The sequence below is a fragment of the Parapedobacter sp. ISTM3 genome, assembly GCF_016533505.1.
Lineage (GTDB): Bacteria > Bacteroidota > Bacteroidia > Sphingobacteriales > Sphingobacteriaceae > Parapedobacter > Parapedobacter luteus.
Map to the genome: position 1 here is coordinate 337,781 of NZ_JAENGN010000002.1, position 20,426 is coordinate 358,206.

Consider the following 20,426-nt stretch of genomic DNA (forward strand, 5'->3'; position numbering starts at 1 on the left):
CGGTAAATATAGTGTTTTTAAAGTTTAGGGCCTGCCTTTGCCTTCCGTTCTTTTTTGGTTTGTTGTTTTAAGATGTATTGTTTCTCAAGGAAGGCGATGACTTCGCCGGCAATGTCTTTGTGCGTGGCCTTTTCGATGCCCTCAAGCCCCGGAGATGAGTTGACTTCGAGCACCAGTGGTCCCCGGTCTGAGGGCAGCAAATCCACCCCGCATACGGTCAGTCCCAATTCCCGTGCCGCCCGCACTGCGGTTTCCCGTTCGGCTTTATTCAGCTTTATTACAGCCGCGGTGCCACCTCGGTGTAAGTTTGACCGGAATTCGCCCTCTTTGGCGGTACGTTTCATGGCGCCGACCACCTTGCCATCCACGACAAAAGCACGAATGTCTGTTCCGCGGGACTCTTTAATGTACTCCTGGATAAGGATATTATTGCCTAACCCGTAGAATGCTTCGATAACGGATGAAGCCGCCTTACGGGTTTCGGCCAACACGACGCCAATACCCTGGGTGCCTTCCAGCAGTTTGATGACCAGGGGCGGGCCACCAACCATTTTAATTAAGTCGTCTACATCACGTGTTCGGCGGGCAAAACCGGTGGTAGGCATCCCAATGCCAGCCCCGGAGAGTATCTGCATGCAGCGAAGCTTATCGCGCGACCGCGTGATCGCTTGGCTTGGGTTGGCCGATATAACGCCCATTACTTCAAATTGACGGACAATGGCCGAACCATAGAAGGTGACGGAAGCCCCGATACGCGGGATGATTGCGTCAATATCGGAGATGTCCTGTCCTTTGTAATGGATGCTGGGTTTTCCTTGTTTGATACCTACATAACATTGGCTGTGATCGATGACCACACACTCGTGGCCGCGCATTTGGGCGGCCTCCACCAGTCTGCGGGTAGAATATAGGCTTTTGATTGTCGATAATACGGCTATTTTCACGTGGTGCTGCGATTAATCGTCGATAGAAACAATAAGGACGGGTTAATGTTTGGATTACTTGCTGTCTTTGGTTGATTTTTTTGACAGATTTGCCCGAGAAACGTCTACAAGGAACTTCCTCCGGATGAACGATCGGCCCAACAATATTGGAAACTCCATGCCTGAACGGTCGCGCAGGGACAGTTCAATCGGATGCAGTTCGTTGAAAAACAAGATGGTGGTCTTGATAATATAGCGATTTTCCTCCTGTCCAAACGAATTCCGAATGCGCCGCTCGCTATGAAAGGGGAAGACATACGTATTCGTTTGATGACCGGGATGGCCATCCAACGGGCGGAATTCGACATATTGCTTCCTGCCTTTCTTGATTAATTGAACGTGGCTGCAATGGAGCACGGATGTACGTGCGCCGGTATCCACCTTAGCGGGGATATCGGTGATACCCAACTCCGGCAAATCTACGGTTTCCTTCCAGCCGATGGTTTTCAACATAAAGGGGGTGGTTGTTGCCTTAGACGTGGGCTGGGTCAATAATAAACGTACGTACCAAGAGGAGACTCAACGGTGACCTGTTTTGCGGCCGAGGATTCTACACGCCCGATGACCTGTGCGGCGATGCCATATTGTTCCGAAATGCGGATAATGTCTGCGGCTATGGATTCGGGCACGTATAGTTCCATCCGGTGTCCCATGTTAAATACTTTGTACATCTCCTCCCAACTGGTATTGGACTCTTGCTGGATAAGCTTGAACAGTGGCGGCACATCAAATAAGTTGTCTTTGATGACGTGCAAATCGTCAATAAAGTGAAGCACCTTGGTCTGCGCTCCGCCGCTGCAATGAATCATGCCATTGATCTGCGGGCGATAGTTGTCGAGGACCTGTTTAATGACAGGAGCGTACGTGCGCGTAGGCGATAATACCAGCTTGCCTATCGTCACAGGGCCTTGGCCCGGGATGTCAATCGTCTCGGTCAGCCCCTTGGAGCCGGCAAATACCAACTCGTCAGGGACGGCCGGATCGTAGCTCTCCGGAAATTTGGAAGCAATTGCCTTATGGAACACATCGTGCCGCGCCGAGGTCAGCCCGTTCGAGCCCATGCCGCCATTGTACTCCCGTTCGTAGGTGGCCTGCCCGTAGGAGGACAATCCGACGATAACATCGCCGGCCTGTATGCGGTGATTGGAGATGACGTCCGATCGCTTCATCCGGCAGGTGACCGTGCTATCCACAATGATGGTCCGTACCAGGTCGCCAACATCGGCGGTTTCGCCACCCGTGGAATAGATACCGACACCCAACTCCCGAAGCTCAGCGAGGATCTCCTCCGTGCCATTGATAAGTTCGGCAATCACTTCTCCGGGAATAAGATGCTTATTGCGTCCGATGGTCGACGATAATAAGATGTTATCCGTCGCGCCCACGCACAGCAAATCGTCGAGATTCATGACAATCGCATCTTGGGCAATGCCGCGCCATACCGACCGATCGCCGGTCTCTTTCCAGTACACGTAAGCCAACGATGATTTCGTGCCCGCCCCGTCTGCATGCATGATGTTGCACCAAGCGTCGTGACCGCCTAATATATCGGGTATAATCTTGCAGAAGGCCTTTGGAAATAACCCTTTATCCAAATTTCTGATGGCATGGTGTACATCCTCTTTGCCTGCGGAAACCCCCCGTTGGTTATACTTTAAATCTGCCATTTCCCTCCCTTAATCTACATGCTTGATTTCTACACGCCGGTTGAGCGCCCGCCCGGCCTCGGTATCGTTAGATGCTGAAGGCCGGGTAGCCCCATAGCCGTTGACGGTTAGGTTATTTCCACTGATTCCCGAATTGACCAAATATAATTTAACGGCATTCGCTCTATCAATAGATAATTCCATATTATAAGCAGCGGTACCCTCGATAGAAGCATGGCCGTCGATAACAAATCGGGCATCGGGATCTTTTTGCATTTCCCGTGCGATTTGATCGAGGATGGCATAAGATTCCGTTTTCAATACGTGCGAATCATACTCAAATTGAATATTCTTGAAATTGTAGTTTGGCGGTGCTACCGGTGCCGGCTCCGATTGGGTAGGTGCTGCTTTAGGCTCTTCTTTTTTTGGCTCCGCAACAACCCGCTCTGCCGGGGTTTCCCTTTCAATTACTTCAGCGGCAGGCTGGAGTACGACTTGTTTCGGCTTGCAGCTTTGATGAGATACGGCCAATATCCCGATATAGGCCATTAATATACAACTCTTTACGGTTTTCATGTGAAATAACTTTGCTGTTGTAAACATAGGAAAATATCTGATAAATTATATGGAGTGGATCATACATAACTATGATTTTTTTCCATATACTTGGTTCTTAATCTGTTTATGCGAAATTACATGAATTCATAGTTATGGTGAAGATAAGTACAATGATGATGCCAACCTATTCGAAGCGATATGTGTTCCTCATTTTCTCGTTATTGCTATTCAATGATGCATTCGCACGGGAAGGCTTAAAAGTGGCAGTTGCCGGATTGAGCCATGATCATGTCCATCCGCTGTTAAGCGCTTATCAGCGGCATGAGGTGGACATCCTTGGCATCGCCGAATCGGATCAGGCGTTGATACGTCGCTTTCAGGCACGTTATAAACTTTCGGACACGTTGTTTTACTCAACGGTAGACGAGATGCTCCAGGCCGTTCGCCCTGACGTCGTGCTGGCTTACAACGCCATCTCCGAGCACGTGAAGGTTGCGGAGGCCTGCTTGCCGTTGAAAATACCGCTGATGGTAGAGAAGCCCTTGGCGATTAATAACGAACAAGCGCAACGCATCGCTGCCTTATCTGCAGCACATGGGACGGCGGTATATACCAATTACGAGACGACCTGGTATCCAAGTAACCAGGCATTAAAACAACTGGCAGATGGAGGAGCGCTCGGCACATTGAAAAAAGTGATCGTCAAGGATGGGCATCAGGGGCCAAAAGAAATTGGATGCAGCGAGGCTTTTTTAAGTTGGCTAACTGATCCGGAAAAAAATGGAGGCGGCGCGTTGATAGATTTCGGCTGTTATGGTGCCAACCTGATGACGTGGCTGATGAAAAACCAGCGGCCCTTGGCGGTGACGGCCGTTACCCGCCAATTAAAACCGGCGGTATATCCGAATGTGGATGACGACGCCACAATCATACTGGAATATAAGGGAGGCGTCACCGGCATCATTCAGGCCTCATGGGATTGGCCGTACAGCATTAAAGATATACAGGTATATGGCGAGGACGTTTCGTTTCATGCCATAGACGGTAGTACACTGGTGCGTTACTCAAGCCCCGGTAGCCAGACGAATATACCGGTGAAGAACGGGTATTTCCGCGATCACCTCGCTTACTTGGAAGCGGTGCTTAGTGGAACCATCGATACGGAAAACGATTTGTCTTCCCTCGCCAACAACCTTATTGTCGTGGAGATTTTGCATGCGGCAAGGGAATCGGCTAAGCGAGGCGAACGGATAGTGCTTTAGGTTGGTTTTCGCTATTCGATACGGCTTTGCAGCAATACGTCACACCATAGCTGGTATAGTTCCTGCGTAAAATGCGCCGTCGGAATAGCCACCTCAACGGTATGCAATGCCGTGGGCCCTTCGGCTACATAGGTCAGCAATACCGTTGTTCCGCAGTCACCATCCGCGGACTTCGTATCCTTAATCGCGTATAGAATTGCTGTGCGGCCATCTACGGTCTTTTTATCAATCACGTCGAGCGTTGCACCGGGGCATCCGGCTTTTTCGAATTCGAGCTTTTCCGCTGGCGACCCCTCGGCTTTCATCGGGTAATAACGCTTATCGATGGTTGTAGTGGTGACCGTCTTCACCGGGGCGAGTTGCGCATTTTTCCCCCTTACTGTATAGGACATGCCCCGTATCCCTTTGGTGTCCTTCGGTATCGTCTTGTCTTTCCACCGGTATTCGGCCGGAAGGGTGAGTACAAGCTTTTCTTTCCCAGGGGTCGGCTGCGCGTTGACGTGAAACGCAGCGAGCAAGAGCACAAAAAGGGTATATCCGGTTATCGTACGCATCGTGATCAGATTATGGGTTCGAACCGCATGGCGAATTTATCCCGGTATGCCTTAGGTGTCATGCCGGTGTTTTCTTTGAATAGCTGCCTGAAATTTTTCATATCATTGTATCCGGCCGCGAGCATAATTTCAAACAATCCTTTTTCGGTATTTTCCAGCAATTTCTTTGCCGCTTCGATTTTGGTTTTTTGTAGATAACGGATGGGAGTGAGGCCTGTGGCCTGCTTAAACCGACGCACAAAATTCCGTCTACTGGCCGGAATATCAGCGATAGCTTCCTCGATGCTCCTGATTTCAGGGAATTGGCTTTTGATTTTGTGCTGGACGCGCATCACCAGTGCGTCGTCATGCGTTTCCACGGGAGCAAAATGGCTAAAGTGCGCCTGGTTCTCCCGGTCCATGTCGATGGAAAACGTTTTTGCGATGCGAACGGCCATTTCCCTGCCGCAGCATTTCTGAATCAATGCCAGCATGAGGTGGAAACCGCTCGTCGCGCCGCCACTGGTGTAGATGTTGGCGTCATGGGTCACTACCGCATCCTGTTCAAGCTTGACCTTCGGAAAGTAAGTCGCCAGTTTATCGGCGGCGTCTACATGCGTGGTCGCCCGCCTATCGTTGAGCAGTCCCGAGGCGGCGAGGAGGAATGCCCCCGTACAATTGCTGGCCAGCATGGCGCCCCGTTGATATTGCGCATGCAACCACGGGAATAAACAGCTGTTTTCTTCCAAGGTTTTCGCCATGTCTACCGGTCCGAAAGCAGGCACAAAAATCAGGTCGTAAACCTGCTCCCGTTCGATTGTTGCGTAAGCGATATGACTTAAGCTGTCAGGAAGTACCTTGGTTGCCGTCGTGCCGACGAAGGTAATGTTGAACAACTCGGGCTTGCCATCCTCTTGCAAGAAACGATTGGCGGTTTCAAATACGTCCACGATAGCTGCAAGGCTCAATAGTCGGTATTTATTGGTCAAAATGATGGACAGTTGCATGGTAATCGCATCGTTGTTTACACCAAAGGTACAAACATCATGAAAAATATGCGGCCAAAAAATTATCTTTGCCGTTTGAAGTCGTTTTGTATGGACCATTCATGCCGGTGCCTTTCCAAAGGCGGTGAAATGCAGGTCCCATGCGATCGCTTCGTATAACGTTATTTTGAATGAATCATATCCGCAATTTTTGCATCATTGCACACATAGACCACGGGAAGAGTACGCTGGCCGACAGGCTGTTGGAATATACAAATACCATCAGCCAGCGCGAAGCGCAGGCCCAGTTGTTGGATAACATGGATTTGGAGCGGGAGCGTGGCATCACCATAAAGAGCCATGCCATCCAGATGAATTACGTGAAAGACGGACAAGAATACGTGCTGAACCTTATTGATACCCCGGGGCACGTTGATTTTTCGTATGAAGTATCGCGCTCCATTGCGGCCTGTGAAGGTGCGCTGCTTATCGTCGATGCCTCGCAGGGTATTCAGGCGCAAACCATCTCCAACTTGTACCTCGCGTTGGAACACGATTTGGAAATCATTCCGGTGTTGAACAAAATGGACCTTCCCGGCGCGATGCCTGAGGAGGTCAAAGACCAGATTGTCGACCTTATCGGTGGAAGGCGGGAAGACATTATTCCTGCATCGGGCAAAACCGGATTGGGGGTCAGGGATATCCTTGATGCGATTATTGAACGGATCCCCCACCCGGTGGGCGACCCGCAGGCTCCGTTACAGGCACTGATCTTTGATTCGGTATTTAATTCCTTCCGAGGCATCATGGCATATTTCAAAGTGGAGAATGGAGAGATACGCAAGGGCGATAGGGTGAAATTCATTGCCACGGGCAAAGAGTATATTGCGGATGAAATCGGGACATTGCGGCTTAATCAAGTGCCTAAGGAAGTAATACGGACAGGTGATGTAGGCTATATTATTTCCGGCATCAAAGAGGCGCGTGAAGTGAAGGTAGGCGACACCATCACGCACGTTGCCCGTCCGAGCAAGGAGGCTATCAAAGGATTTGAAGAAGTAAAGCCCATGGTATTTGCTGGTATCTATCCGGTCGATACGGAAGATTTTGAAGAGCTCCGTGAAAGTATGCACCGATTGCAGCTCAACGACGCTTCACTGGTGTTCGAACCGGAATCTTCGGCAGCCTTGGGTTTCGGCTTCCGCTGTGGATTCCTCGGTATGCTGCACATGGAAATTATTCAGGAGCGATTAGAACGGGAGTTTGATATGACGGTCATCACGACGGTACCCAACGTGTCTTATAAAGCATACCTCACCAAGGACCATGAGGAAATCATTGTCCATAACCCCTCAGATTTGCCCGATCCAAGCAAGCTGGACTATGTAGAAGAGCCTTATATCAAAGCCAATATCATTACGAAAGCGGAGTTTGTCGGCCCGGTGATGTCGCTCTGTATCCAGAAGCGTGGTGTCATCATCAACCAGTCTTATCTCACAGCAGATCGGGTTGAACTGGTCTTCGAGATGCCGATGGGTGAGATTGTGTTTGACTTTTATGATAAGCTGAAAACGATATCCAAAGGCTATGCTTCATTTGATTATCATCAAATTGGATACCGGCAATCAGACTTGGTGAAGTTAGATATCCGGCTGAATAGTGAGCCGGTCGACGCCCTGTCGTCCCTCATTCACCGGAACAATGCGTACGAATTCGGCAAAAAGATCTGCGAAAAGCTAAAAGAGTTGCTGCCAAGGCAACAATTTGAAATTGCAATACAAGCCTCCATCGGAGCTAAAATCATTGCACGTGAAAACATCCGTGCATTGCGGAAGGATGTGACCGCCAAGTGTTATGGCGGGGACATTTCGCGTAAGCGCAAACTGCTGGAAAAGCAAAAGAAAGGAAAAAGACGTATGCGCCAGGTGGGTAACGTGGAAATCCCACAGTCTGCGTTTATGGCGGTTTTGAAATTGGATTAATCAGGTTGCTTTACGCTGTAAGCTGTAAGCGATGGGCTTCCCTGTCTGCACATACAGCCTAAAAGCCTAAAGCCTAAAGCTATCAATATGAAATTACTCGACGGCAAGCTGGTATCAGCAAAAATAAAAGAAGGCATTAAACAAGAAGCAGCAGCGTTTTTAGCTTCAACAGGAAGGAAGCCCCATCTGGTAGCGGTTCTTGTGGGGAATGACGGTGCAAGCGAAACGTATGTAGCCAGTAAAATGCGCAATTGCGAGCTTGTGGGGTTTGAATCGACCAATATCCACTATCCGGCAACTATCTCCGAGGACTCATTGATCGCCAAGATTAGGGAGCTCAATGCAGACGAGGGGGTAGACGGTATCATTGTGCAATTACCGTTGCCAAAACACATTGATCCCGAACGGATCACGGAAGCAATTGACTACCGGAAAGATGTAGATGGCTTTCACCCGGTCAATCTCGGCCGGATGCAACGCAACCTCCCTTGCTTTATACCCGCTACACCCTATGGCATTTTGTTGATGCTTGAGTACTATGGTCTCGATACAGCAGGGATGCATGCGGTGGTCGTAGGGCGCAGTAATATCGTCGGAAGTCCGATGAGCATTCTGCTTGCCCGCAATGCCAGTCCCGGCAATTGCACCGTGACACTGACCCATAGCCGGACAAGAAATATCAAAGATGAGGTGAGGCGAGCCGACATTGTGGTCGCGGCCATAGGAAAAAAGCACTTCATCACGGCCGATATGGTTAAACAAGGCGCCATCGTCATCGATGTAGGCATCAATCGCGAAATCAGCAGCGAAACCAAATCGGGATATAAACTGTATGGGGATGTGGATTTTGAGCGCGTTGCCCCGCTGGCGTCATGGATCACGCCGGTACCGGGTGGGGTAGGGCTGATGACCATCGTGGGGTTGCTGAAAAATACGTTGGAGGCAGCGAAAAAAAGTATCTATAAATAAGACTGATTTTAGGATTGGTACGCATATTGTGCGTGATATTATAAATCAAACATTGATGAACAAAATAGCATTCATAGCATTATTCGCAGGTGCGCTTGCGTTTTCGGCTTGCAATAACAGCCAATCAAACGCTGAATCGGATCACCATGACCATTCAGCACATGACCACGGCCATGAAGGCCATGACCATGATCATGACCATCACGATCATGCGGTAGGGGAAGAGATCGATTCGGCGATGGACAGTATAGAAAAAGCAGGCGATGAAATCGGCGCAAAGGCGGAAGCGTTGGGAGACGACGCAAAATCGACTTTCGATGAAGCTAAAGAAGGTATAAAAGCAGGTGTCAAAAGTGCCCAAGAAGAGGTAAAGGAAGCTTCCAGTGCGGCCGCTCAAGACTTAAAAAATGCGGCTAAGAAGGTCGGTAGTGAAGTCAATAAGGCCGTCGAAGATGTGAAGGAAGAGGTGAAAAAGAAGAATTAATTAGCACTTGACATACCAATCATATCACCCATGGGCGTATTCCTATGGGTTTTTTGTTGCCCAAGCTCGCGCGCTGGGGCTTGTATAAAAAACACTTGAAATGAAACTGCTTATCGTAGAAGACGAACAAGGATTACGGGATAACATGATGCAGTTTTTGTGTAAAGAACAGTACATCGTGGAAACTGCTTCCGATTTTCATTCGGCTATGGAGAAGGTATCCCTGTATGACTATGATTGCATCCTTTTGGATGTGGGATTGCCGGATGGAAGCGGACTTAGTTTGCTTGAGGTCCTTAAATCGAAACAAAAGCGGGACAATGTCATTATCATTTCGGCCAAAGATTCGTTGGACGACAAATTGGAAGGGCTTGAACTCGGCGCTGACGATTACTTGACCAAACCTTTTCACTTGGCCGAATTGAATGCCCGCATTAAGGCCGTACTGCGCCGAAAGGCCTTGGGCGGTCGAAACGTGATCGCGCTGAACAACATGGAGTTGGACTTTGATGGCCGGGTGCTCCGTGTCGACGGTAGCGATATCCACCTTAATCGAAAAGAGTTTGACATCTTGGCTTTTTTCATCGTCAATAAAAACAGGCTTATCTATAAATCCGCCCTGGCCGAACACGTCTGGGGCGACCATATTGACAATGCAGATAATTTCGATTTTATTTATTCGCAGATCAAGAACCTACGTAAAAAATTGAAAGAACATGGTGCGAATCTGGAGATACAGGCTATCTATGGTGTAGGTTATAAGCTAACCGTCTAAATGAAACTGCTCAACCACACGCTGTTATATTTGTCGGCTTCGCTGATTTTCATTTTAAGCATATGGGCGGTGGTTTTTTATTTCAGCATGATGGATGAGGTGTATGACAGCATTGATGACGGCTTGGAAAATTATAAAATCTTGATTATCAAAAAAGCGCATCAGGACACTTCGTTGTTGAATAAGCGAAACTTTGGAGAAAGTAATTACGCCATACGGCCCATAAAGCGCGAGTGGGCATTGCGGGCTACCGAAGTGTTTAAGGATACAGCCATGTATATGGAGTATGAAGAAGAGTTCGAAACTGTGCGCATGCTTACCACCTATTTTTCGACCAGGGACGACCGGTACTATGAGCTCAAAATTATTGCTTCGATGGTGGAGGAGGACGATTTGGTGGCTGATCTGTTGCATGCGTTGCTTTGGCTGTATCTTGCGGTTATTGCCAGCGCATTTATCATCAACAATTGGGTGTTGCGGAAAATATGGCGACCATTTTATCAACTGCAAAACGAACTCCGCGGATTCAAGCTTGGGGAAGATAACATATTCAGCCCGCCGCAAACGCGGGTAACGGAATTCCGGGATATGAACGATACGGTGGCAGCATTGCTTAAGGCCAATATTGCTGTTTTCCAGAATCAAAAACAATTTATTGAAAACGTTTCGCACGAGTTGCAGACTCCCTTGGCGATTGCGCTTAATAAACTGGAATTATTGCTTGAGCAAGTTCAGGGCGAAGACGCCCAGGTACAGCTGCTGGCCAATGCTATCCAACACCTTGAGCGGATGACCAGGCTCAATAAATCGTTGCTGCTCCTTTCAAAAATAGAAAACCAACAGTTTTCCAAGGAAGAGCGGGTCGATTTCAACGCGCGTCTGCGACAGCAAATCGAAGACTTCGGCGAACTGCTGCAATACAAGCGCATCAACTTGGAAATCCGAGAGGACGCTCAATTGAACGTGTTGTTCAATGTCGACTTGGCAGACGTTTTGATAGCTAACTTATTGAAAAACGCAATCGTGCATAACCACGATGGGGGAAGTATCCGGGTCAGGGTGACTGATAATGGTTTTGAAATAGCCAATACCGGCCGCGCGCAACCCTTGGAAACAGACAAGTTATTTACCCGTTTTTATCGACCAACGGACCACGCGTCATCCACAGGACTCGGTTTGGCCGTGGTCAATGCAATAGCCCAGCGCTACCACGCCCGGGTGGCCTACCAGTATGAAGGCGGCTTGCATCACCTGTCTTTCCGGTTCATTAATTGATGTAGTCCTCATCCGCGGGATCCAGCGGTTTTTTAGCTTCAAACGTCGGGCTGATTTGCTGGTCCGTTTTTTCGGTTTGTTGCTTTTTCCGAGGCCGGCCAAGCAGAAAACCTACCACAGCACCGATAAAAAACATGATACCGAGTACGGCTAACTTGGGGACACTTCGCGTGCCGAATATCCAGAAGTTGACCTCGTCCATGTTTTTCATGAGAATCACCGTAACCAAGACGGTTATGATGATGATAATGATGGTTTTTGCACGCATGTTTGCTTTTTGAAGGATTTTATGACGAAAGTAGCAATTTCTTTGAGCGCAATGCTAATAAAAGATTAACTTTTTTTAACATTTTTTGCCGAAAAATTTGTTTAAATGGTTGAACATTGTATTTTTGACGCAGCGATAGAATTAAGACACACATAAAACACCTTATTGAACGCATTGTATCGGTTTTGTTGATTTAGTTTGTAGGCTTGATTGATATTAACGGATTCAATCAATCGGCAAATGATTCATGCCAGATTTTGTGGTTTAGCAGGGTGTTTCAAACGTAAAGTGCAATGTTGGAAAGGATGGTATCAACCATGATATTAATTAGGGCTGTCAAGGCTTTTTTTCAATTAAGATTTTATTCCCTTATTGTTAAACCTGGTGAGTAAGATAGGTATATGGGCGCCATCCGATTAACGATAGGTTGGGTTTGCCTTTATACCGACTTCTAAAAATTAATTCTTTATTTTTTTAACCAAATTCACAAACACATGAAACAAAAATTACTATGTTTCTTTATGCTGGGTATACTGTTGATCGGATCGGCGTATGCCCAAGACAGGAGAATCAGCGGTAGGGTGACGGCTGAGGAAGATGGAAGCCCAATCGCTGGCGTGTCCGTGTTGGCCGTTGGTGCCAATATAGCCGCGCAAACAGACAACTTGGGTACGTTTACTATCGATATTCCCGCGTCTGTGAACTCGCTGGAATTTCGATACCTTGGTTATGTTTCGCAGACGGTAACGTTAGGGTCGAGTAACAACATCACTGTGGTATTGGCCACGGATGCCACGGCGCTAAGCGAAGTGGTAGTTACAGGGTATGGAACGCAGCGGAGAACGGAGTTCACCGGGGCCGCCGCTACGGTCAGCGGCTCTAAAATAGCTGATCGCCCTGTGCAAAGCTTTAGCCAAGGGCTCACAGGACAGGCTGCTGGTGTTAATATCATTCAACCCAATGGCTTATTGAATAACCCACCGGTTATCCGTGTGCGCGGGTTAAGCTCTATTTCCCTAAGTTCCTTTCCTCTGATTGTGGTCGACGGTATTCCTATCTCGACCGGGGATGTTTCCTCAAACGCGGCGACCAATAACCCCTTATCTGATATCAATCCTGCTGATATCGAGTCAATCGACATCTTAAAAGATGCGGCATCAGCTTCAATATATGGATCTAGGGCTGCAGCGGGGGTACTCGTTATCACTACGAAAAGAGGAAGCCAAGGCCGCCCTCGTGTTACTTATGACGGATGGGTTGGTGTAACAAATGCCGTAAGGCTTCCTGAGGTGCTGAATGCGGAGCAATACATTGCATATAAGAACGCTGCGATTGATAATGCGTTTGAAGTCAATCCTAATTTTACCGGAGCTCCACGTAATGCATTTGTTGCAACGCAAGATGCAAATGGTAATTTAGTTGATGTAGATTGGCAGAATGATGTTGTATATAGAACTGCTGTTTCTCAAAACCACAACCTGACGTTTTCAGGAGGTTCAGAAAAAACTGTATACTATTTTTCAGCAGGTATCACGGATCAAGATGGTTTTTTAAGAGCTAATAATTTTAAGCGAAGAAGTGCTCGCTTCAATATCGACCACCAGGCGACTAATTGGCTTAAATTGTCGGCTAATATTAATTATACCAATAACCAGAATAATGCACCAAACAGTGGATCTTATTCTGGCGGGGCTTTCGCATCCTCTGGTTTAGGGCGCATTGCAATGGCGCAGGCACCGAACGTTCCGGTTTATAACGAGAACGGAGATTATAACACCGAAGCTAATTCGATCGGAAGAGGAGCCAACCTTGTGGCGATGCAATGGTCTAATCCTCAGGTGCTGATCGATTTGGATAAAAACTATTCCGAGACGAATCGATTGTTTGCAAACATGGCCGCAGAATTAAATTTGGCTGATGGACTGACGTTTAAGACTTCGTATACTTGGGATTTGCGTAATACAGAAAACCACCGTTTTTGGAACCCGATAAATGGTGACGGCCGTGCTACTAACGGGCACGCGTATAATCAACAGGTGCGTTCAGATAACTGGAACTGGATTAATACATTACAATATCAGAAAAGCTTTGCCGGAGTTCATAATTTGAATATCGTTCTCGGATCTGATGTTCAGCGCACGCGTACAGCGGGATGGGGAGGACAGCGCCAAGACTTGGGTGATCCATTTTTTAACCAGTATCAAGGCAGTTTCTTGACAAATACCGCAGGTGGCAATAGCATTAACGATTTGGCATTTGAGGCATATTTGGGTAGTGTGAGCTACAACTATGCCAACAAATATTTTGTGAGTGGTAACTTCCGTAGGGACGGGAACTCTGCATTGTCCGCTAATAACCGGTGGGGTAATTTTGGCGGAGCTTCCTTGGGGTGGACCATTTCTGAAGAGGAATTTTTTAAGTCCGGCTCAATCGCAAATACAGTCTCGAATTTTAGAGTCAGAGCAAGCTGGGGTCGGACTGGCAACGGTAACCTAAACAGTTATTACGGAGCATACAATTTGTTTGGAACCGGTATTTATGGCAGTGTGCCCAGTATTTCTTACTCTCAGGCGGGGAACAATGAATTGAAGTGGGAGACCAGTCAACAAACCAACGTTGGTCTTGACTTAGGGTTTTTTAACAACCGACTGAGCTTGGAAGCGAACTGGTTTAATAAGGATATTGACAACATGATTTTGGAAGTTCCTCAAGCCCCTTCAAAAGGTATTCCAGGAAACAGTATTCTATTAAACGTTGGCGCTATGTACAACCGTGGATTTGAATTTGCGGTCAACGCCGTTCCCATTCAAAAGGGCGACTTTACGTGGTCGACTAATCTGAATTTTGCCACGTTGAAAAATGAAGTTACTGCATTGGTTGGCGATGGGAATCCAATTTTAGGATATACTAGTTCATTAGAGCTGTCAAGTTATACTCAGGTTGGATACTCTGCTGCACAGATTTACGGTGTTAGGACAGCTGGCGTCAATCCTGAGAATGGCCGTCGAATTTTTATCGATAATCAAGGTCGGCAAGTGCAGTATCAACATTTAGGCGGTGCAAATTCTTATACATTAGTGGAGAATGGTACGCCAGTGCCGACTTCGTCGGTTACAGGTGCTGCTGTCCCGCTAGGAAATACGATACCAACTTGGTACGGAGGCTTTAACAATAACCTTTCATATAGGAATTGGGATTTGGCACTCAATTTTACTTTTTCAGGAGGAAATTATATTTATAATGGTACTCGGGCTGGTTTGCTTGATCAGCGGGTCTGGAATAATTCAACAGAAGCGTTAAACGCTTGGACTCCTACGAATACCAACACCGATATCCCGAGGGCAATCTATAGTGATAACGTATCCAATGGTTCGGCATTCCTAATAGAATCTAATGTAGAAAAAGGGGATTTTTTACGTCTGCAAACAGCTACCCTAGGTTATAGGTTACCTCAATCGGTATTTGGCGCAAGCGGTATTAATTCCCTAAGACTCTATGTGCAGGCTAATAATCTCTTTTTGATTACGGGTTATACGGGTGTGGATCCGGAAATATCCTCTAACGGAAATTCAAACATTGCTTCCGGTATTGAACGGAATTCGATTCCGCAGGGACGCGCATTTACGTTCGGAGTGAGTTTAGGGTTTTAATTTATAATGATGAATATCACATGAAACGAATATATTCAAAAACTAAGTCTACTATCGTAAAAGTTGCGGTACTATCACTGCCTTTAGTTGCCCTGTTATCTTCCTGTGGGGATGACTTTTTAAATTACCCATCGGAGACATCTATTCCAGAAGACAGGGCGTTCGAAACGCCGGAGCGTATATTGTCCCAAGTAAACGGACTATATGGATCGGCCAAAAATGGTGCGTTGTTTGGTGGCCGGTATTTGATATACAACGATATCCGTGGTGAGGAGTTTAGGAATCGGACATCAAATGTGGTGACTGGTTACAGTTCCTACCAATTTACAAATGATCCAAGCGACACTTATATTGCTAATTTCTGGAGCCAGGGATATTTAACCATCAATCGGATTAATAAATTTTTGGCCGACTTCGACAACTATCCAGATGCAGTCAGTGACGAATTGGAAGCGCAATATCGAGCTGAAGCTAAATTCATTCGTGGATTAACTTATTACGCTTTGGTTCAATTGTTCGCAAAGCCATACACGTTGGATAATGGACAATCTAGAGGATTGCCTTTGCGCTTGCAACCGGAAACAAGCTCTGCAAACAACGAACTTGCTGCTAGCTCTGTGGCTGATGTGTATGCCCAAATTCTGCAGGACCTGAACGACGCAGAAGCTGGATTGCCTGCTACCCACGGTTCCAATAATACGACGCGTGCGCACAAAAATACCGCAATAGCATTAAAAACAAGGGTGTATCTGGCAATGGGGAGACATGGAGACGTCATTACAGAAGCAAATAAAATTGTTTCGGCGTCGGCTCCATTCAGTTCCCCGAACAATGTTGCGCATGTGCTATCAGCGGACGTGATGGCCTTGTACACGCAATATAATACATTGGAGAACATTTTTTCATTTCCTATGGCAGACACAAACGCTCCAGGCACGCAGAATCAGCTTGGGTATTATTACAATGTAGGGAATATTGAATATTACCTCAATCAATCGGCTCCTGGTATTTATGCCGACCGCGAAGCTTGGCCGGAGTCTGATGCGCGTAGAAGCCTTACGGAAGTATACAGTGATGCTTGGCATATCTTGACAAAATGGAGTGGGGATTCACCTTATGACGACTGGGTGCCTATCATCCGTTATGCCGAAGTGTTATTGAACTTAGCTGAAGCGGAAGCTGAGGTTGGAGATCAAGGCCGTGCAATAGCACTCTTAGAAGCCGTAAGGCATCGTTCAGATCCTGATTATGAGTTTGCGGGATTGACTTCAAGGGAAGCCATTCTAACGGCTATCGCAACAGAGAGGCGGATAGAACTTTTAGGAGAAGGTTTCCGCATTCCTGATTTGCAACGCAGGCTTGAACCCATCGTTTCTGTTGGCGCTGGTGCCAGTATTGAACCGTCGGATGATAGGTATGTTTATCCGATACCTACTGCTGAGATTCTAACGAATCCAGCGTTGGTAAACTAACTTAATAGAGGATAAGGCCGGATGAAAGTCTGGCCTTATCCTGTTATAATAAACTATAATAGATTGATGCATTTTTTGTATTCAATCAGTGTTGTGGCCATATGTTAGTCCCTGAGATTTTGATGATACTTAATAGCTAGGATACTATGAAAAAAAGAATTTCCTTTTTTGCCATCATTTTGGGAATGATTGTATTTCCAACAAAATTTGTTGAATCTAAAATGCATTTGCCTAAAAGTGGAGTTAAGCATGATTACCGTTATTCCGGCATTGTTTATACGAATTCACCATATAATGCTCGTTTTGATTTTGTGTTTGAACCATCTGGTGGAACCAACTCGTTTTTTATTACACAAGCATACGCTACTATTGACGGCGGGATCATTGAGCCGGTTTATAATATTGACGCAATTGTTCATTTCGTTCCCTACCCGAACGGGATCTATACAATAACCGGAACATTTTCGACAAGTAATGGCGTTTTCACTTTTAACAACGAAGAATTTACAGTGTATATCGGGATTGAGTAAACCAACCCCACATTGGTAAATTAAATATTCTTTGACATCGGGAATTACTTTTTATGAAGTGATTCCCTTTTTTGAATGTTATGAAAGCTCTTTTCTTTTTTCTCTGCTTAGGTGTTTTTATAAATGCCAGTTTCGGTCAATGGACGATATCGGCCGATCCTGTTGGAGGTACGCCCATTAAGGGACAGTCATATCAAGGTATCAAAGGATCCCCTTATCTGTTTGCTGATTGGGCGAAAGGACGTGTTACCTTATCAGACGGTAGCAGTTATACAAATATCGATCTATTATACGATATGTTGGCGGAGCAACTTGTATTTAAAGATAAGGCAGGGAACACACTAGCTTTTAATAAGCCGGTCTCGGGTTTTTCGCTTATTGAGCCGACAACGGGAGATACACTGAATTTTATCCAATTAAGTGGGGTAGTGGGGTATCTTGAAATACTCGTTGACGGAGAAGCTCCATTGTATAAGAAAACGGTGAAGTCGCTAGTTGATCAAGCCGCGACATTCGGCCAGCCTAACCAAATCAAAAACGTGTTAACATCATCAACCTACTACACTGTTGTGGATCAGCAACTGGTTAAATTTAAGACGGTCGATGACCTGGAGAGAATTTTTCCAGGTGAAAATATTGCAGAGCGCCAGAAGAAATACCGATTGAATATTAAGAAAGAAGCAGATCTAATCCGGCTTTTTGATATGATAGAATCCGAAAAGTAATAGGTTGGTTGGTGGGAAAGGGGCGATTAGCCTGCTTGTCGCTTGGATTGTCGCTGGATTTTGTTTTGCTGTGGATACGTATTGGATTACGTTCTCTGATGTTACCAAACTAACAAAAAAGCCATCCCAGATAATGGGACGGCTTTTTTTGTTAGATACTATTCGGTCTGCTATTCAGCAACCACTTCAAAAGGCACCTGAACCTTTACTTCCTTATGCAAGTTAAGGTTGGCTACATATTCGCCTAACACTTTTGGGTCTTGCTCAAAGGTGATGCGACGGCGGTCTACGTCAAAACCTTGCTTTTTCAATGCTTCGGCAATTTGGATGCTGTTTACCGAACCAAAAATCTTTCCAGTTTCACCGGCCTTCGCGCCAATCGTCAATTTCACACCTTCCAGCTTATTGGCCAATTCCGTAGCGTCCTTTTTGATTTTTTCCTGCTTGAATTGCGCTTGACGGATGTTTTCGGCGAGCACCTTCTTGGCAGACGGGGTAGCTAATACCGCGAATCCCTGGGGGATGAGGTAATTGCGTCCATATCCGGGCTTTACGGTGACAACGTCATCCTTTTCACCCAACTTCTTGATATCTTGCTTTAAAATTACTTCCATGTCGTTTCCCTCCCTATTTTAGTGAATCTGTGACATAAGGCAACAAACCAATGTGGCGTGCGCGCTTTACTGCTTGAGCTACCTTACGCTGAAACTTCAACGAAGTACCGGTAAGCCGGCGGGGCAACACCTTGCCCTGGTCATTGACAAACTTCAACAGGAAGTTGGCGTCTTTGTAGTCGATGTATTTGATGCCATTTTTCTTGAAGCGGCAGTATTTCTTACGGTTGTCCTCCACCTTGGGGGCGGTCACGTATTGAATTTGTTCATTTGCCATTAGTTTGCTACCTCCTCTGTTTTAGGCGCTTCGGCCTTTTTGTTGAAAGCACCACTGCGTTTCTTTTCGTTGTAGGCAATGGCGTGTTTGTCTAATTTGATGGTCAGGAAACGCATTACTCGCTCATCACGCTTGTATTCAATTTCCAGTTTACCAATCAATTCACCTGGAGCCTTGAATTCTGTAAGGTGATAAAATCCGGTTGTCTTTTTTTCAATCGGATACGCAAGTTTTTTCAAACCCCAATTGTCTTCATGGACAATTTCGGCTCCGCCTTCAGTAAGGATGTTCCGGAATTTGGCAATAACCTCCTTCGAAACTTCTTCAGAAAGCAACGGGGTAAGAATGATAACGGTTTCGTACTGTTGCATACTTTTCGTTTAAAATAGAATGAATTAAAATACTCCGTCTTGAAACGGGTTGCAAATTTAGGGATAAACTTTTTGATATCAAAGTGCTGTCAGGATAATTTTTATGCTTTTTGTTTGAAAAAAAGAAATAAAGCATTACCTTTGCGCTTCGAATTTTAGAGACAAATTTAATTTATTAATCCATTAACAATGTACGCAATAGTAAATATAGCCGGACAGCAATTCAAAGTTGCAAAAGACCAACAGCTCTTTGTACACCGTTTGCAAGGGGATGAGGGCGCTAGTATTGAATTTGACAATGTATTGTTAGCAGAAAATGGTGGTAAGTTTACCATAGGAGCCCCTACGGTGGAAGGTGCCAAAGTTTCGGCTAAAATTTTGTCACATTTGAAAGGTGATAAGGTGATCGTTTTCAAGAAGAAACGCCGTAAGGGGTACAAAAAGAAAAATGGGCACCGTCAGCAATTTACCAAAATTGAGATTACGGGCATTACCTTATAATTAAAGGAAAGATTGTTTAACTTAGGCATTAGCCTTTAACGATACAAACTAAGTAAAGACATGGCACATAAAAAAGGTGCGGGTAGTTCGAAGAACGGCCGTGAGTCACATAGCAAACGTTTAGGAGTGAAAATATTTGGTGGCCAACAAGCCATCGCTGGAAATATCATTGTCCGTCAGCGTGGAACCAAACACCATCCTGACGTCAATGTGGGCATTGGTAAGGATCATACGTTGTTTGCCTTGATCGATGGCAAAGTGGTGTTCCGCAAAAAGGCAAATAACAAATCGTACGTTTCGGTGGTGCCATTTGAAAAGGAAGCGGTGGCAGCTGAGCAGCCTAAGTCGGCTGCGCAAAAGCCAGCAGCGGCTGAAGTAGAAGCTAAGGCGGATGGAGAAGTCGCTGATAAACCTGCCAAAGCCAAGAAAGCAAAAGCTGAAACCGCGGAAGCGAGCGCTGAAGAAGGGGCCTAACGAGCGAGCGGTTAATGATACATAAAAGCCACGGCAGTATATATTGCCGTGGCTTTTTTCGTTCATGGCATAGCTAATGCGTTACTTTTCT

The 20,426-nt window shown here is 46.3% G+C and carries 22 protein-coding genes; 12 read left to right on the forward strand and 10 right to left on the reverse strand.

The features are described 5' to 3' along the window. Window positions 1-17 precede the first annotated feature (17 nt). Genes rimK through JHJ32_RS04200 form a run of 4 tightly spaced genes read right to left on the reverse strand, consistent with a single transcriptional unit; the run spans window position 18 to window position 3,205 of the window. Window positions 18-944, reverse strand: coding sequence for a 30S ribosomal protein S6--L-glutamate ligase (rimK, locus tag JHJ32_RS04185; RefSeq protein ID WP_079716645.1), 927 nt, complete (start codon window positions 942-944; stop codon window positions 18-20). Between the two features lie 54 nt (window positions 945-998). Then, window positions 999-1,436, reverse strand: a complete 438-nt coding sequence (locus JHJ32_RS04190; protein WP_139378624.1) for a RimK/LysX family protein — start codon at window positions 1,434-1,436, stop codon at window positions 999-1,001. Between the two features lie 35 nt (window positions 1,437-1,471). After that, a complete protein-coding gene (locus JHJ32_RS04195; RefSeq protein WP_200120027.1) occupies window positions 1,472-2,650 on the reverse strand; it encodes an AIR synthase related protein in 1,179 nt (392 codons plus the stop codon). Between the two features lie 9 nt (window positions 2,651-2,659). After that, window positions 2,660-3,205 (reverse strand): OmpA family protein, encoded by a 546-nt coding sequence (locus JHJ32_RS04200; RefSeq protein ID WP_200120029.1) that lies wholly within the window; start codon window positions 3,203-3,205, stop codon window positions 2,660-2,662. A gap of 134 nt (window positions 3,206-3,339) precedes the next feature. On the opposite strand from JHJ32_RS04200, the gene JHJ32_RS04205 reads away from it, so the two are divergent. Then, the gene (locus tag JHJ32_RS04205; RefSeq protein WP_233632464.1) at window positions 3,340-4,449 is read left to right on the forward strand and encodes a Gfo/Idh/MocA family protein; all 1,110 of its coding nucleotides are present in this window, start codon (window positions 3,340-3,342) and stop codon (window positions 4,447-4,449) included. 11 nt (window positions 4,450-4,460) lie between these two features. Here JHJ32_RS04205 and JHJ32_RS04210 read toward each other — a convergent pair whose 3' ends face one another. Together JHJ32_RS04210 and JHJ32_RS04215 are read right to left on the reverse strand one after the other, a co-directional pair. After that, window positions 4,461-5,003: a hypothetical protein gene (locus tag JHJ32_RS04210; RefSeq protein WP_079716641.1), complete on the reverse strand. Its 543-nt coding sequence runs from the start codon at window positions 5,001-5,003 to the stop codon at window positions 4,461-4,463. A 5-nt stretch (window positions 5,004-5,008) separates the two neighbouring features. Beyond that, the gene (locus JHJ32_RS04215; RefSeq protein WP_079716958.1) at window positions 5,009-5,989 is read right to left on the reverse strand and encodes a GlxA family transcriptional regulator; all 981 of its coding nucleotides are present in this window, start codon (window positions 5,987-5,989) and stop codon (window positions 5,009-5,011) included. 170 nt (window positions 5,990-6,159) lie between these two features. Between JHJ32_RS04215 and lepA the strand changes: the two genes are divergently transcribed. From lepA to JHJ32_RS04240, 5 genes are all read left to right on the forward strand, one after another. Next, the gene (gene lepA, locus JHJ32_RS04220) at window positions 6,160-7,950 is read left to right on the forward strand and encodes a translation elongation factor 4 (protein WP_079716640.1); all 1,791 of its coding nucleotides are present in this window, start codon (window positions 6,160-6,162) and stop codon (window positions 7,948-7,950) included. A gap of 87 nt (window positions 7,951-8,037) precedes the next feature. Continuing rightward, window positions 8,038-8,919, forward strand: coding sequence for a bifunctional 5,10-methylenetetrahydrofolate dehydrogenase/5,10-methenyltetrahydrofolate cyclohydrolase (locus JHJ32_RS04225; protein ID WP_200120031.1), 882 nt, complete (start codon window positions 8,038-8,040; stop codon window positions 8,917-8,919). Between the two features lie 55 nt (window positions 8,920-8,974). Continuing rightward, window positions 8,975-9,403 (forward strand): hypothetical protein, encoded by a 429-nt coding sequence (locus JHJ32_RS04230; protein WP_200120033.1) that lies wholly within the window; start codon window positions 8,975-8,977, stop codon window positions 9,401-9,403. A gap of 100 nt (window positions 9,404-9,503) precedes the next feature. Beyond that, window positions 9,504-10,178 (forward strand): response regulator transcription factor, encoded by a 675-nt coding sequence (locus tag JHJ32_RS04235; protein ID WP_200120035.1) that lies wholly within the window; start codon window positions 9,504-9,506, stop codon window positions 10,176-10,178. Continuing rightward, window positions 10,179-11,453 (forward strand): HAMP domain-containing sensor histidine kinase, encoded by a 1,275-nt coding sequence (locus tag JHJ32_RS04240; protein WP_200120036.1) that lies wholly within the window; start codon window positions 10,179-10,181, stop codon window positions 11,451-11,453. Here JHJ32_RS04240 and JHJ32_RS04245 read toward each other — a convergent pair. Continuing rightward, window positions 11,446-11,721 (reverse strand): LapA family protein, encoded by a 276-nt coding sequence (locus JHJ32_RS04245; protein WP_079716635.1) that lies wholly within the window; start codon window positions 11,719-11,721, stop codon window positions 11,446-11,448. The genes JHJ32_RS04240 and JHJ32_RS04245 overlap by 8 nt on opposite strands. A 494-nt stretch (window positions 11,722-12,215) precedes the next feature. On the opposite strand from JHJ32_RS04245, the gene JHJ32_RS04250 reads away from it, so the two are divergent. The 4 genes from JHJ32_RS04250 (at window position 12,216) to JHJ32_RS04265 (ending at window position 18,098) form a co-directional block, all read left to right on the forward strand. Then, the gene (locus tag JHJ32_RS04250) at window positions 12,216-15,371 is read left to right on the forward strand and encodes a TonB-dependent receptor (protein ID WP_200120038.1); all 3,156 of its coding nucleotides are present in this window, start codon (window positions 12,216-12,218) and stop codon (window positions 15,369-15,371) included. 20 nt (window positions 15,372-15,391) lie between these two features. After that, window positions 15,392-16,843, forward strand: coding sequence for a RagB/SusD family nutrient uptake outer membrane protein (locus JHJ32_RS04255; protein ID WP_200120040.1), 1,452 nt, complete (start codon window positions 15,392-15,394; stop codon window positions 16,841-16,843). Between the two features lie 146 nt (window positions 16,844-16,989). Further along, window positions 16,990-17,373, forward strand: coding sequence for a hypothetical protein (locus tag JHJ32_RS04260; protein WP_079716632.1), 384 nt, complete (start codon window positions 16,990-16,992; stop codon window positions 17,371-17,373). A gap of 80 nt (window positions 17,374-17,453) precedes the next feature. Beyond that, window positions 17,454-18,098: a hypothetical protein gene (locus JHJ32_RS04265; RefSeq protein ID WP_200120042.1), complete on the forward strand. Its 645-nt coding sequence runs from the start codon at window positions 17,454-17,456 to the stop codon at window positions 18,096-18,098. 170 nt (window positions 18,099-18,268) lie between these two features. Here the strand turns inward: JHJ32_RS04265 and rplI are convergent, their stop codons facing one another. From rplI to rpsF, 3 genes are read right to left on the reverse strand one after another with little or no spacing between them, the layout of a single operon-like run. Beyond that, a complete protein-coding gene (gene rplI, locus JHJ32_RS04270; RefSeq protein ID WP_200120044.1) occupies window positions 18,269-18,712 on the reverse strand; it encodes a 50S ribosomal protein L9 in 444 nt (147 codons plus the stop codon). Between the two features lie 13 nt (window positions 18,713-18,725). Further along, entirely contained in the window at window positions 18,726-18,989 is a 264-nt protein-coding gene (gene rpsR, locus JHJ32_RS04275) for a 30S ribosomal protein S18 (protein WP_079716629.1), read from the reverse strand. Further along, on the reverse strand, window positions 18,989-19,360 hold the full coding sequence (gene rpsF / locus JHJ32_RS04280; RefSeq protein ID WP_079716628.1) for a 30S ribosomal protein S6: 372 nt from the start codon (window positions 19,358-19,360) through the stop codon (window positions 18,989-18,991). The genes rpsR and rpsF overlap by 1 nt, the downstream gene beginning before the upstream one ends. Before the next feature lie 189 nt (window positions 19,361-19,549). Here rpsF and rplU point away from each other — a divergent pair, with 189 nt between their 5' ends. Both rplU and rpmA read left to right on the forward strand, forming a co-directional pair. Continuing rightward, entirely contained in the window at window positions 19,550-19,861 is a 312-nt protein-coding gene (gene rplU / locus JHJ32_RS04285; RefSeq protein WP_079716627.1) for a 50S ribosomal protein L21, read from the forward strand. Window positions 19,862-19,921: 60 nt separating this feature from the next. Then, a complete protein-coding gene (gene rpmA, locus JHJ32_RS04290) occupies window positions 19,922-20,335 on the forward strand; it encodes a 50S ribosomal protein L27 (protein WP_200120046.1) in 414 nt (137 codons plus the stop codon). Window positions 20,336-20,426: the final 91 nt, after the last annotated feature.